Annotated in this window: 16 protein-coding genes and 1 pseudogene; 10 read left to right on the forward strand and 7 right to left on the reverse strand. The window is 33.0% G+C overall.

Annotated elements, in window-relative coordinates:
- Positions 1-206: 206 nt before the first annotated feature.
- The 3 genes from ILT06_RS03255 to ILT06_RS03265 form a co-directional block, all read right to left on the reverse strand.
- Positions 207-1,601 (reverse strand): L-cystine transporter, encoded by a 1,395-nt coding sequence (locus ILT06_RS03255; protein WP_048562307.1) that lies wholly within the window; start codon positions 1,599-1,601, stop codon positions 207-209.
- A 106-nt stretch (positions 1,602-1,707) separates the two neighbouring features.
- Complete coding sequence (locus ILT06_RS03260) at positions 1,708-1,950, reverse strand: DUF2626 domain-containing protein (RefSeq protein WP_000440714.1); 243 nt, start codon at positions 1,948-1,950, stop codon at positions 1,708-1,710.
- Between the two features lie 125 nt (positions 1,951-2,075).
- On the reverse strand, positions 2,076-2,771 hold the full coding sequence (locus tag ILT06_RS03265) for a helix-turn-helix transcriptional regulator (RefSeq protein WP_222654813.1): 696 nt from the start codon (positions 2,769-2,771) through the stop codon (positions 2,076-2,078).
- A 205-nt stretch (positions 2,772-2,976) separates the two neighbouring features.
- Here ILT06_RS03265 and comGA point away from each other — a divergent pair, with 205 nt between their 5' ends.
- From comGA to ILT06_RS32375, 6 genes and pseudogenes are all read left to right on the forward strand, one after another.
- Positions 2,977-4,020: a competence type IV pilus ATPase ComGA gene (comGA, locus tag ILT06_RS03270; protein WP_064474804.1), complete on the forward strand. Its 1,044-nt coding sequence runs from the start codon at positions 2,977-2,979 to the stop codon at positions 4,018-4,020.
- On the forward strand, positions 4,013-5,044 hold the full coding sequence (gene comGB / locus ILT06_RS03275) for a competence type IV pilus assembly protein ComGB (RefSeq protein WP_088048114.1): 1,032 nt from the start codon (positions 4,013-4,015) through the stop codon (positions 5,042-5,044). Before comGA ends, comGB begins: the two co-directional genes overlap by 8 nt.
- Positions 5,045-5,055: 11 nt before the next feature.
- Positions 5,056-5,355 (forward strand): competence type IV pilus major pilin ComGC, encoded by a 300-nt coding sequence (comGC, locus tag ILT06_RS03280; protein ID WP_001178693.1) that lies wholly within the window; start codon positions 5,056-5,058, stop codon positions 5,353-5,355.
- The gene (gene comGD / locus ILT06_RS03285) at positions 5,352-5,807 is read left to right on the forward strand and encodes a comG operon protein ComGD (protein ID WP_064474806.1); all 456 of its coding nucleotides are present in this window, start codon (positions 5,352-5,354) and stop codon (positions 5,805-5,807) included. The genes comGC and comGD overlap by 4 nt, the downstream gene beginning before the upstream one ends.
- Positions 5,800-6,102: a hypothetical protein gene (locus ILT06_RS03290; RefSeq protein WP_000829519.1), complete on the forward strand. Its 303-nt coding sequence runs from the start codon at positions 5,800-5,802 to the stop codon at positions 6,100-6,102. Before comGD ends, ILT06_RS03290 begins: the two co-directional genes overlap by 8 nt.
- A pseudogene (locus ILT06_RS32375) lies at positions 6,072-6,260 on the forward strand (pilus assembly FimT family protein); the annotation flags it as partial. The gene ILT06_RS03290 and the pseudogene ILT06_RS32375, both read left to right, overlap by 31 nt.
- A gap of 142 nt (positions 6,261-6,402) precedes the next feature.
- Here the strand turns inward: ILT06_RS32375 and ILT06_RS03295 are convergent.
- Complete coding sequence (locus ILT06_RS03295) at positions 6,403-7,572, reverse strand: site-specific integrase (RefSeq protein WP_222654814.1); 1,170 nt, start codon at positions 7,570-7,572, stop codon at positions 6,403-6,405.
- A 169-nt stretch (positions 7,573-7,741) separates the two neighbouring features.
- Here ILT06_RS03295 and ILT06_RS32380 point away from each other — a divergent pair, with 169 nt between their 5' ends.
- Positions 7,742-7,867, forward strand: coding sequence for a hypothetical protein (locus tag ILT06_RS32380; RefSeq protein ID WP_261784461.1), 126 nt, complete (start codon positions 7,742-7,744; stop codon positions 7,865-7,867).
- A gap of 184 nt (positions 7,868-8,051) precedes the next feature.
- Here the strand turns inward: ILT06_RS32380 and ILT06_RS03300 are convergent, their stop codons facing one another.
- Together ILT06_RS03300 and ILT06_RS03305 are read right to left on the reverse strand one after the other, a co-directional pair.
- Positions 8,052-8,915 carry a hypothetical protein gene (locus ILT06_RS03300; RefSeq protein WP_222654815.1) on the reverse strand — a complete coding sequence of 288 codons (864 nt, stop codon included), beginning with the start codon at positions 8,913-8,915 and terminating at the stop codon, positions 8,052-8,054.
- 179 nt (positions 8,916-9,094) lie between these two features.
- Positions 9,095-9,448 (reverse strand): helix-turn-helix domain-containing protein, encoded by a 354-nt coding sequence (locus ILT06_RS03305; RefSeq protein WP_042596951.1) that lies wholly within the window; start codon positions 9,446-9,448, stop codon positions 9,095-9,097.
- A 503-nt stretch (positions 9,449-9,951) separates the two neighbouring features.
- Between ILT06_RS03305 and ILT06_RS03310 the strand changes: the two genes are divergently transcribed.
- From ILT06_RS03310 to ILT06_RS03320, 3 genes are all read left to right on the forward strand, one after another.
- A complete protein-coding gene (locus ILT06_RS03310) occupies positions 9,952-11,091 on the forward strand; it encodes an AimR family lysis-lysogeny pheromone receptor (RefSeq protein ID WP_222654816.1) in 1,140 nt (379 codons plus the stop codon).
- 2 nt (positions 11,092-11,093) lie between these two features.
- Positions 11,094-11,237, forward strand: coding sequence for a hypothetical protein (locus tag ILT06_RS03315; RefSeq protein WP_222654817.1), 144 nt, complete (start codon positions 11,094-11,096; stop codon positions 11,235-11,237).
- Positions 11,238-11,382: 145 nt separating this feature from the next.
- Entirely contained in the window at positions 11,383-11,565 is a 183-nt protein-coding gene (locus ILT06_RS03320; protein WP_222654938.1) for a hypothetical protein, read from the forward strand.
- Between the two features lie 10 nt (positions 11,566-11,575).
- On the opposite strand, the gene ILT06_RS03325 is transcribed toward ILT06_RS03320, so the two are convergent.
- Entirely contained in the window at positions 11,576-11,923 is a 348-nt protein-coding gene (locus ILT06_RS03325; RefSeq protein WP_001020466.1) for a helix-turn-helix domain-containing protein, read from the reverse strand.
- Positions 11,924-11,953: the final 30 nt, after the last annotated feature.

Raw genomic sequence — 11,953 nt, forward strand, 5'->3', positions numbered from 1 at the left:
AGTTATTAAAAAAATGAAAAATGGTATTATTTCATTATATCTATACGTAATAATATACAGGTGATGTTTTACCATGGTTGAAGTAATTTGTAGAGCTTTATACATAGTGTTTGAAACAATATGTTATGCCTTATGTATAAAAGACAAAGAGGAAGATGGAAAGAACTAAAAAAGGACGCTAACAGTTTTTGTTAGCGTCCTTTTTATTATGAAGCAATTTCACCAGTTTTTGTATCATCTTGATTGTACGTATCTTGATCTAATTCACCAAGCCATTTACTAGAAATAAGACCTGCTGTCATAGAACCACTTACGTTAAGAGCTGTACGACCCATATCGATTAATGGTTCAACTGAGATAACAAGAGCGACAATACCAATTGGTAAGTTCATTGTAGATAGTACGATTAACGCTGCGAATGTTGCACCGCCACCAACACCGGCAACACCGAATGAGCTAATAGCAACGACAGCGATTAAAGTTAAAATAAATTGTGGTTGTAATGGATCGATTCCTACAGTTGGAGCGACCATCATTGCAAGCATTGCTGGATAAATACCTGCGCAACCGTTTTGTCCGATAGATACTCCAAATGATGCTGCAAAGTTTGCAATCCCTTCGGAAATACCAAGCTTTTCTTTTTGCGCTTCAATATTTAATGGCATTGCACCAGCACTAGAGCGAGATGTGAATGCAAATGTTAATACAGGGAACACCTTTTTTAAATATTGAATTGGATTTAAACCAGATAGAGCAATTAATAATAAGTGGATAACGAACATTACGATAAGTGCCACGTAAGACGCTAATACGAAGTTACCAAGTTTTAAAATAGCATTTATGTCGCTACCAGCAACTGTTTTTGCCATAAGAGCTAATACGCCATATGGAGTAAGACGTAAAATTAATGTTACCATACGCATTACGATTGCATATACAGCATCAAGCATTTTCTTAAATAGTTCTGCTTGTTCTGGATATTTTCGTTTTACCCCTATAAAGGCGATACCGATAAAGGCTGCAAATATTACAACAGAAATTGTTGATGTTGGACGAGCACCTGTTAAATCAAGAAACGGATTTGTAGGCAACAGCTCTAATAATTTATCTGGAATTGTTGTTTTTTCAATAGAAGTAAATCTTTCTTCAACTAACTTCAGACGAGCGGATTCTGCATCACCTTGTTGTAAGCCTGTTGCTGATACATCAAATCCTGCACTTGCAGCGATACCGACAGCTGCAGCGATTCCTGTAGTAAGAATTAAAATTCCGATAATAAGACCACTAATTTTACCAAGGTTTTTCGTTAACTGTAATTTTGTAAATGCGGAAATAATAGATACTAAAATAAGTGGCATAACAATCATTTGAAGTAATTTCACATAACCGTTACCGATCAAGCTAAACCAAGTATTTGATTCAATAATTACTTTAGAAGTTGGCTCATAAATAAATTGTAATATAAGACCGAATATAATGCCGACTCCTAAAGCAGTAAATACACGTTTATTAAAAGATACATGCTTACGTTGCATATAATATAATACGCCAACTAAGATGAGCATGACTGCAACGTTAATTCCGACAAGCAGTGTATTCATGTTGATTCCCCCTAATTCCAATCTGTTATATAGAATATAAGGTAATAAAACCTATAAGTCAACTAGGGAATTGCGGAATTAAAAAAAAGATGGCAAAATGCCATCTTTAATGTCCAGCTCCAGGGACAAGTAAAAACGTCGTGTAGTATGTAAATCCTATGAAGAAAACAGTTAAATATGCCCCGAATACGTATATATACATACGCTCTGTTAAATTTAAATAGCTTAAAAGTACGAAGAAACCTGTTTGTCCTAAAAATAGTAGTGCGGTCGAATGCATATCCCCTACGTAAAACATAACCGAGAAAATTCCAGTCCAAAAGCCGAGAACGCGAAACATGCGCTCCATGCCATCTCCCTCCTTTTCTAAAAAAAGTAAACCTCTCCTCATTATAGTTTATTTTTCTTACTATTGTAAATATTCGTTCATATAAAAAGAAGCCAATTATAATTGGCTTCTTTTTATATGAGAAATTAAATTGTTAGTTTATAATTACAAGATTTACATCCATCTAGTAGACTATCGTTTCGAGTTAATTCCGTGTTAGGGAATAGGATTTCGAAAATCCCTTTCATCATATCCCCGTGCATATTACAAATTTCAGTTGGGTGATGAACAGCAACCTCTTTAAATGGACAATTGTGTACATCGTAGAAAATTTTCGTTCCATCTGCACTTAATTCAAAAGCAGGTGATAAGCCAGCTGTTGAGAAAGCTTCTTTTGCAATTTGAACTTTTTGCTCTACTGTTAAAGCATCTTCATTCACATGTAAACGCTGCATATGTTGTTGCATTAACTCGGCCCCGAATTGTTTTCCTGTTTCGTATAGCGCCTTTTCACCAGCAGCGCCAAGGCTAAGTAAAGAATTAAATGCGATTCTTGCTAACAATTGATAATCACGGAATGGAAATTGCAATTGAATTACATCTTCAGATAATACATATAATCTGCTTGGTCTTCCGCCTTTTCCAGTTTTCTTCGTTTCCGATTTCAGCATATGAACATCTTCTAATTTAGATAAATGTAAACGCGCTACGTTCGGATGAATGTCAAACTCATCTGCAATTTCTTGTACAGTTACGTAACTATGTTTTTGAGAAATATATTTATAAATGTAATAACGAGTTGGGTCAGATAATACGCCTGTAATTTTTAAAGTTTGTTCCATGAGGATCTCCACCTTTATCACTTTATCCAAGATAATAACATTATAATACAGATAAACTTCCATATAGGTAATTTCAGACAATAATTCGGAAATTGTTCATAATTTCACAAACATATTTTCCCTTTTTTCTCTGGTGAAAATACAAAATTATCGATTTTTCTTATCTGTTTTTTCATGCTATATACATAGTGGGGAGGGAAAAATGATGAATGGAATTGAAATTTTTGCGAATATGATTTTGAAAGAGGCGTGCAGGGTACAAGCTTCGGATTTACATATTGTGCCCCGGAAGAAGGATGTAGCGGTTCAACTGCGTATAGGAAAAGATTTAATGACGAAACACTGTATCGAAAAGGAATTTGGAGAAAAACTTGTTTCACACTTTAAATTTTTAGCATCCATGGATATAGGGGAGAGACGGAAGCCACAAAATGGTTCACTGTATTTACAAATGGATGGACAAGAAGTGTATTTACGCCTTTCCACGCTTCCAACCGTATATCAAGAAAGTCTCGTTATTCGTCTTCATTTACAAGCATCTATTCAGCCGTTATCTCATCTTTCGTTATTTCCAAGTACAGCGAAAAAAATACTCTCTTTTTTACACTATTCACATGGGTTACTCGTATTTACTGGACCGACTGGTTCTGGCAAGACAACAACAATGTATGCATTATTAGAGGCGATTAGAAAAAAGAAAACACGTCGCATCATTACACTTGAAGATCCGGTTGAAAAAAGAAATGATGATGTATTACAAATTCAAATAAATGAAAAAGCAGGTATCACATATGAGACGGGATTAAAGGCTATTTTACGTCATGACCCAGATATTATTTTAGTCGGTGAAATCCGTGATGAAGAAACCGCAAAAATAGCTGTAAGAGCAAGTTTGACTGGCCATTTAGTAATGACGACATTGCATACTAGTGACGCGAAAGGAGCGATACTACGATTTATGGATTATGGCATAACGAGGCAAGAGATTGAACAATCTTTATTGGCTGTAGCTGCACAGCGACTTGTCGAATTGAAGTGCCCGTTTTGCAGAGGAAACTGCTCTGTTTTATGTAAATCAATGCGGCAAGTAAGGCAAGCGAGCATTTATGAGTTGTTATATGGATATGAGTTAAAACAAGCGATTAAAGGAGCGAACGGAGAATGTGTTACGTACAAGCATGAAACATTAGAATCTTCGTTACGTAAAGGATACGCCTTAGGATTTTTAGAAGAAGATGTTTATGTTTAAGAAAACATGGAGTTTAAGTGATCAAGTAGTATTACTGAAACGATTAGGAGAATTATTAGAGAAAGGGTACTCTCTTTTGCAGGCACTAGAATTTTTGCGGTTTCAATTACCTTTAGAAAAGAAAGTACAATTGCAGCATATGATTGATGGATTAAAAGATGGAAAAAGTCTACACGATTCTTTTCATCAATTAAAGTTTCATCAGGAGATGTTAAGTTATTTATTTTATGCCGAGAAACATGGTGATATTTCTTTTGCATTGCAACAAGGGAGCGCACTTCTTTATAAAAAGGATAAGTATAGGAAAGATATGATCAAAATAATGCAGTATCCTATGTTTTTGGCGCTCTTTTTACTAATCATGATTTTGATTTTTAATCGCATTTTATTACCACAGGTCGACATGGTATATAGTTCGTTTGGTTCCACAGCACCGTTATTTACAGAACAAATATTAAGTGCAATTAAGCTACTACCCTATCTTATTTTTAGCACTATTTTTATCGTTATGATTGGCTGTAGTGTATATATATTTTACTTTCAAAAACTCCCGCATATGAAGCAGGTAAAAATTAAGCTTTGTATCCCCCTCGTAAAAAAATTTCTTATTTTAAAGCATTCACATTATTTCGCCACTCAATTGAGCGGTTTATTACACGGCGGACTATCAGTACTTGAGGCTCTAACAATAATGATGGAGCAACATTATCATCCGTTTTTTCAATATGAAGCGGGCCGAATTGAACGTCAATTAATTGCGGGAGAACCGTTGCAATCTATTATTGCTAAAAGCGGATATTATGAGGAAGAACTTTCTTATATTATTACGCATGGACAAGCAAACGGTAATTTGGCGATTGAATTAGGTGACTATAGCGATCTTATTATGGAAAAAATGGAGCAAAAAGTTAAACGTATGTTAGTGATCATTCAACCAATTTTATTTACGTGTATTGGAGGAATAGTCGTTCTTATGTATTTAGCGATGATTATGCCAATGTTTCAAATGATGAATTCTATTTAGGAGGCATTTACATGCAGAATGAAGAAGGGTTTACCCTTTTAGAAATGTTATTAGTTATGGTCGTCATAACTGTATTATTACTATTAATTATTCCGAATGTAGTTACACAGCGTTCATCCGTCGAAGGAAAAGGATGTAAAGCCTATGTGAAATCTATAGAAGCTCAAATACAAGCATACCATTTACAACATAATAAAATACCCTCGCTAAAAGAGCTAAGGGATGAAAAATATATTACAGCTGATGAGTGTCCGAATGGTGAATCCATTCATATTTCAAATGATGGCACAGTAACAACTGGGAAACTGTGAAGCAAAAAGGTTTTACTCTTTTAGAAATGCTACTCGTTCTATTTGCAATTTCTGTACTAAGTATGGTCACGTATTTTAACGTACATTCATTACATGAAAAACAAAAAGTGGAACAATTTTTAAGACAGTTTTCAAATGATATTTTGTATATGCAACAATTAGCGATAAACCGTCAAAAACACTATACATTACGATGGCATAAAGATAGACATACGTATTATATAGGGGATTCGAGTACGAATCTTTCTATCATTAAAAGAGAATATGATAGCGATGTACAAATTGATTTGAATACTTTTCCTAATCCGATGACATATAATCCGAGTGGAAATATTAATAGAGGTGGAACGATTTTACTTTCGTATCGAAGTTATAAATATGAGATTGTATTTCAACTTGGAAGAGGGAGATTTACGTATCGTGAAATGTCAAAAAGGGTCAGTGATGGCTGAGATGCTTGTAGCATTAAGTATAGTAATGATGACAGTATCTTTACTACTTCCGCAAACAGTATTGGTTATGCAAGAACGAAAAAACATACAAATTCGTTATAAAGCATTTGTATTATTAAAAAGGGAAGCAGCTTTATATATGTATGAGAATGGGGCGAAACGACCGCAAGAAAAAGTCGTAAACGGAAATGTATATTACACATATTGGGGAGGAAATGAAGTTTGTGCTATGTGGAAAGATGTGAAAGGAAGAATGATGGAACAATGCTTTTATGCAGGAGAAAAAATAAATTAGAAGTTGGGTTTACATTAATAGAAATGATCGTATGTTTTTTTCTGTTATCACTGTTCTTTTTACTCTTACCACGTTTGAATTTTATTGGAATAGAAAACAACCAATCAAAAGGATTAAATAATTGGGAATGGGATGTGTTTATAGGACAGATACAATTAATTATTTTTCTTGTCTTAATTACAATTTAGTTAAATCTGAAACACATTGATACATAAGGGATTTGCGGGCTTGTTTTCAGTTGGTTAGGAAGAGATATTCTTTTTGTTAAAACTGAATTGCCCCGCTTTTGCCCCGCTTTTTTTAAAAAACAAATTCTTGCCCCACATAAGCTTCATATTTACTTTGTTCATTTTCTATTATTTTAGGTGTGACATGCGAATAAATATTAGAAGTAATTTCGATACTTTTATGCCCCAATCTTTCTTGGATGTATTTCATTTCTACTCCAGCTTCTAAAAGAAGGACAGCATGAGTATGTCTTAATCCATGAACACCGATTCGAGGTAATTCCGCATTTTTTAGAATGCGATCTAAAACATTTTTCAATGTTGATTTTGGTATTGGTTTACCTGTAGTTGTAAATACAAAATCAAAAGTCTTATCATACCTAGCACCGAGTTTTAGCTTGCACTCATTTTGATAAGTTTTAAATGTTTTTAGTACAGAGACAAGTCTATCTGAAATGGTAATTGAACGCACAGAATCATAAGTTTTCGTTTTACCTATTAGGTCTTTACTATTCTTCTGTCCTGTAGGAGTATAGGCATGATAATTTATAGTTCTATCGATGTGAATCTTTTTATTATCTAAATCAATATTTGTGTCCCACTCTAATGCTGTTGCTTCGCCTTTGCGCATACCAGTCTCTACTAATGTATAAATTAATACATAATATATCATTTTGTCTTTGTAAGCCGAATTCAGTAATTTAGATACTTGTTCTTTTGTTAAGTAATTTTCTTTTACAGAATGTTGGTTGAAACGATCTGCAGCAATTAGAATTCTGTTTGTGAAATCTTTGTAGACCATTTCTAAATCTATAGCACGTTTTATCGAATTGGACATTGTTGAATTAACAATCTCTACTGTTCGTTTGGAATAACCTTTGTTTATAAGGTGATTAATAAATTTTTGGTATTCGATTTTATTCATATCCGCTAATTTGATGTTTTTAAAATATGGGATGATGTGATTGTTAATATTGTTTTTATGGAGAATATAAGTGCTTTGCCCCACTTTTCCTTTTTTATATGTCTCTAGCCACTCAAGTAAATATTCACTTAATAGAGTTTTTTTGCCGTCCGCAGCCATTCCGTGAAACAGCTGACGTTCTCGTTCGTTAGCATGAAAGGTAGCTTCTTTTTTTGAATCAAATCCACCTTTACTGATTTCTCTTTTCTTACCAGTAGTTTTATCGACATATCGGATTCGGTATTCCCATTTTTTGCCCCGCTTTCTGAAAGTTGCCATATCAAATCCTCCTTTATATCGTGACATAGCACCTAATATGGGATATGTCACTGTTGAACTTAATTTGAATCATAGCACGATAACCTAATTACTGTAAAAGAAAACTTACATATGTGAACATGCGTGCTAAAATGATTATGTATTCATAATAAGAAAGGGGAATGGAAAGATGAAGAGTTTTACCGGAGAACCAGGTGGTCACGAAATAGCTGATCCAGGAGGATGGTCATCATTATATGGACCAGGTGGTGGAATGGGTAAACAAAAGTTATTTGGACCTGGTACTGGGATATAACAAAAAAAAGACACTTTTTAAGTGTCTTTTTTTGTAGATAAAATCAGTATTTTAACCAAAAAGAAAAGACACCCTAAGGTGCCCTCCTCCGACTTGATAACCACTTTAATTTTAATAATATGTATCTCGCAAATATCATTTTACCATATTTATCTATATAGTTTGTTGAGAAATATGAATCAAATCAATATTTTGTTACTTCATCACTTTTTATTTTTATATCATTAGCTTCTTTTATTTTTTCTGATTGATTTTTTATTTCATCAGTAATTGAGATATCTATGTTACCCTTAGCTTTTTTGTATTCTTGTTGCAAAGAGTTAACATTTTGATTAAATGAAATCAAACTACCAGTTGGAGAACTAACTTGTTCATTAAGTGCAGTAATAGTACTGTAGATAGTTTTATATTCGTCATATACGTCTTTGTATAAATTAGGTTGTTCTTTAGCAGCCTCTGATATTAATTTCAATTGTTGTCCCATCTCAGTATAGATCATATCAGCGCGTTTAATCATTGGATCAGATTCTGTCTTTTTTAAAGTAAGTTCTGTATTAAAATCTTTTTGGTTTTTAATTGCGCTAGACCATGTTTCAGAATAACCAAATAAGACTAATGTAGAATACATTTCAAATGATTCAAGATCGTTATAGAAATTAGCAGCGGCCATTAAATATTCACTCTCTTTTTTCTTCTCCTCAGCAATAGCTTTATGTTCATTTTCAATGCTCATCGTGATAAAAATAATTACAAATAGCACTATAAATGAAGTAATGGCTGTTCCGAAAGATATAGCAGATTTCATAAAAAATGGTTTTGTTTCATTGTTTTTCTTCTTGTTAATAAATCCTATAACTAGAAAGATCAATGAAGCTATAAATGCAATAATGCTGAACCAAGCTAACGTTCCTCCTACAGCTTGTCCAAGAACATATCCTGTTCCATATTCTGAGTCTCCAAACTTAATGCTATTATAGAGTCCTCTAATAAATAGTAGGGTTAGTATCCCTATACTAATTAAAATAAACATTTTATTAGATATTTTCATTTTTAATCCTCCAAAAATGTAAGATTTCTGAAGTTAGCATAGCAAACATAACATTAATAAATTGTCACATTGTGTCGAATGAACAAATAAAAAAAGAGAGCAATAGCTCTCTTGCTCAAATTGTAAAAAGATGAATATTTTACAATTTGAAATTGGAAAACATTTCTTCTACAATCAAATCATAACAACTCGTCAGTCTCGGCTAAGACTTTAGAATAAAATACGAGTTGTTTGCAGAAACGCTCTCTTCGAGGTTCATCTAACGCCGCATACGTTTGTTGAACTTCTTTGAGGGTATTGCGTAACATTTCATCCTTTGTATTGCTATACCCATTACATAGTAGGTCTAACGATACATCAAAAAAGGAGCTAATTTGAAGAAGTGTTTCCATGCTCGGCTCAAACATTGCATTCTCATAATTATTTATCTGATTGCGACTGAGGTTTAGTTGTTCGCCGAGCTGTTCTTGTGTTAAATCTTTAGACTTTCTAAGCTTTTTTAAATTTTGACCAAATACTTCTAACGCTTTCATAATTTGAGTATAGTCTTTAAGTATTCAACATACTATATATGATTGTAAAAAAATCAATAGTGTATATAATGATTGTTTAAGAGTGCAAAAAGTGGATAACGATAAGAACTAATGTTCCCTTTTAGGGTGATTGGTGGTAAAATATGCATATAAGCTTCATTGAAAAAATATGTAAAATTGCATATGCAACTAAATCTTGATTTATAGCGATTAAAAAACTTTCTCAACATTTGATTAATAATTATTTTATTAAAATTGTAAAAATTCGTGTTAGTATTTAAATAACTAAAACGAACGAAAAAAGACCCATATGAGCGCGTTCAAGAGGGACTCTCACACCGCCTCTTAAACCGTTCCCTAACCTAGACTTAGGAAACACTTACCCATACGAGTCACATCCAAGTATAACATAAAATTAAGATATTCCCTTCTCGTAATCCGTTTCCAACTTGAGAAATTGTTAGGATGGCGTCCTATGTTCAGGAAAGGGAAGTGTAGTTATCGTGGAAGATTTAATGAAACGTATTAAAAAACAAGCTGATAGAAGGGGATTAACATTCCCAGATATTGAACGAAAAACAGGCGTAGATCGAGTTGTTATAACAGATGCAGTAAGTGGTAAAACCTCAGAAATGAAATTTGATAAGTTTTTACCTGTAGCTTCAATTCTTTTTGAAGATATGGAGGAACGAAAAGGAATTCTTAATGAATTTATCATGCTATGTTCGGGAGATTTGAACATTCGCAAAGCGTTATGTTATTGCCAAGGAATTGGCGAGTATGAAGTTATAGATAAACTTATAGAGAAACATCAGAGAAATAGTCATTTAAAGAAATACTTTAAAATCTACAAGTTATTTAATTATAGAAGTCAAAATGTTAAACGAGGACAAGCCTTAATTGATGATATGGACAAAGTTATGTTTGCAAATGATCCAGAAGTTCAAGTTCTAGTAAATATGTTATACAGTTTTTCGATGTACGATATTTTTAATTATAGAGCTATGCTTCCTTATTCAGATAAAGTAGAGAAAAATTTAATAACTATAAAGAATGCATTTATACAATCTTGTCATGAGATACATTACAATGTTCGAAGTGCTTACATTAATTTATTTAACGAAGATTTAGAGGCATGCAGAATTAAATGTAATGCAATATTAAAATCTGAATTAGAAGCACCCATTGTAAAGGCGACGGCATTATGTGGGCTCGGAGAGAGTTATCTTTTTACTGATGTTTTGAAAGCGGAAAAATATTTATTACAAAGTCTAAAATATTTAGAAGAAAACGGGATTTCGAAAGAGAGTAGGAAGTATAAATCTTTTCAGTCCACATTAGCATTCTTGTATATAGATAATGGTTTTAATCTCGATAAAATAGATTTTACATCTATCGATTTATCTGAAGTAGCTTATTATGAAGGACTATATGGGAACAAAGAAAAGGCATTAAAAATGTTTGAAGAATTAACTAAGGAAAGAAAATTAGATTCACCGTTCACAATGTACTATATTTCCAGAATTAACAATGATATACTAGGATTAAGAGAAGCTTTGAAACGCTTTGAACGGGTTGGAAACTATCACTATGCTAATGCTGTGAAATGTGTGTTAGCATCATTAGAAAAGAAAGTGGGATGAGGATGAAAAAAATTAGTGTAGCAGTTTTATGTATTATGAGTGCTTTTACTCTATCATTGAATGTAGGGGCAGCGACTAAGGACAGTAAAGAACAACCACTTAAACAACAAGTACAATATATGATGTCTGAGCCTGGCGGACTTTAATAATAAAAATTAAATAGTTAATAAAGAGTTAGAGGTTGCGATTTCGCAGCCTCTTTCGTAATTTTTAGGGAATGTTGGCTTTTGGATAAGGGACAAAAAGTCGACACCTAATATTTACCAAAAAATAAGGGAGGAAGTTATTTTGATGAATAAAGGGGTAGAAGTACAAGTGAAGCAAATGGTACAAGTGTTATTAGGAAGTGACAATGTGACAGGTGATGTGGTTTATGTATTAGACGAATTACATAAGCAAGGGCTACTGACGGATGTTGAATTAAGAAAATTTCAACATATACGGACAACAAAAAAAGGAATAGCTTCTTGCTAATCCTTTTTTGTTATTTAAGCATTCTTTTAACCGCAACTTCTAACAAATCTTTAAGACTTTCCACATCATCCTCAGATAATTTTTTTCCGTCCCAATGTAATTTTTGATTATCAAAGAAATCTTTAATATTAGAAGATGTTGCTTTCTCTAGCGTTGGATCGTCAGTTTTACACAAAATATAGTCGGTTGTTGTATTATGCAAGTCAGCTAATTTACAAATCATTTCCGCATCTGGTTTTCTATAATTAGTTTCATACCCACTATAAGTTGAGTCGCCTATCCCTAACTTGGAAGAAATTTCTTTCATAGTCCATTTTTGTTTATTCCTTAAATATTTTAAGCGTTCCCCTATGTTCATGTTTAAAACCTCCCTATAAATAAAGATAAC

This window comes from Bacillus sp. 17RED48 (assembly GCF_019837545.1).
Taxonomy (GTDB): Bacteria; Bacillota; Bacilli; order Bacillales; family Bacillaceae_G; genus Bacillus_A; species Bacillus_A wiedmannii.

Excerpts from the sequence above, each read along its gene's own strand:
- ILT06_RS03255 (WP_048562307.1), bottom strand. The coding sequence starts at position 1,601 with ATGAATACACTGCTTGTCGGAATTAACGTTGCAGTCATGCTCATCTTA.
- ILT06_RS03260 (WP_000440714.1), bottom strand. The coding sequence starts at position 1,950 with ATGGAGCGCATGTTTCGCGTTCTCGGCTTTTGGACTGGAATTTTCTCG.
- ILT06_RS03265 (WP_222654813.1), bottom strand. The coding sequence starts at position 2,771 with ATGGAACAAACTTTAAAAATTACAGGCGTATTATCTGACCCAACTCGT.
- comGA (WP_064474804.1), top strand. The coding sequence starts at position 2,977 with ATGAATGGAATTGAAATTTTTGCGAATATGATTTTGAAAGAGGCGTGC.
- comGB (WP_088048114.1), top strand. The coding sequence starts at position 4,013 with ATGTTTAAGAAAACATGGAGTTTAAGTGATCAAGTAGTATTACTGAAA.
- comGC (WP_001178693.1), top strand. The coding sequence starts at position 5,056 with ATGCAGAATGAAGAAGGGTTTACCCTTTTAGAAATGTTATTAGTTATG.
- ILT06_RS03290 (WP_000829519.1), top strand. The coding sequence starts at position 5,800 with ATGGCTGAGATGCTTGTAGCATTAAGTATAGTAATGATGACAGTATCT.
- ILT06_RS03295 (WP_222654814.1), bottom strand. The coding sequence starts at position 7,572 with ATGGCAACTTTCAGAAAGCGGGGCAAAAAATGGGAATACCGAATCCGA.
- ILT06_RS32380 (WP_261784461.1), top strand. The coding sequence starts at position 7,742 with ATGAAGAGTTTTACCGGAGAACCAGGTGGTCACGAAATAGCTGATCCA.
- ILT06_RS03300 (WP_222654815.1), bottom strand. The coding sequence starts at position 8,915 with ATGAAAATATCTAATAAAATGTTTATTTTAATTAGTATAGGGATACTA.
- ILT06_RS03305 (WP_042596951.1), bottom strand. The coding sequence starts at position 9,448 with ATGAAAGCGTTAGAAGTATTTGGTCAAAATTTAAAAAAGCTTAGAAAG.
- ILT06_RS03315 (WP_222654817.1), top strand. The coding sequence starts at position 11,094 with ATGAAAAAAATTAGTGTAGCAGTTTTATGTATTATGAGTGCTTTTACT.
- ILT06_RS03320 (WP_222654938.1), top strand. The coding sequence starts at position 11,383 with ATGAATAAAGGGGTAGAAGTACAAGTGAAGCAAATGGTACAAGTGTTA.
- ILT06_RS03325 (WP_001020466.1), bottom strand. The coding sequence starts at position 11,923 with ATGAACATAGGGGAACGCTTAAAATATTTAAGGAATAAACAAAAATGG.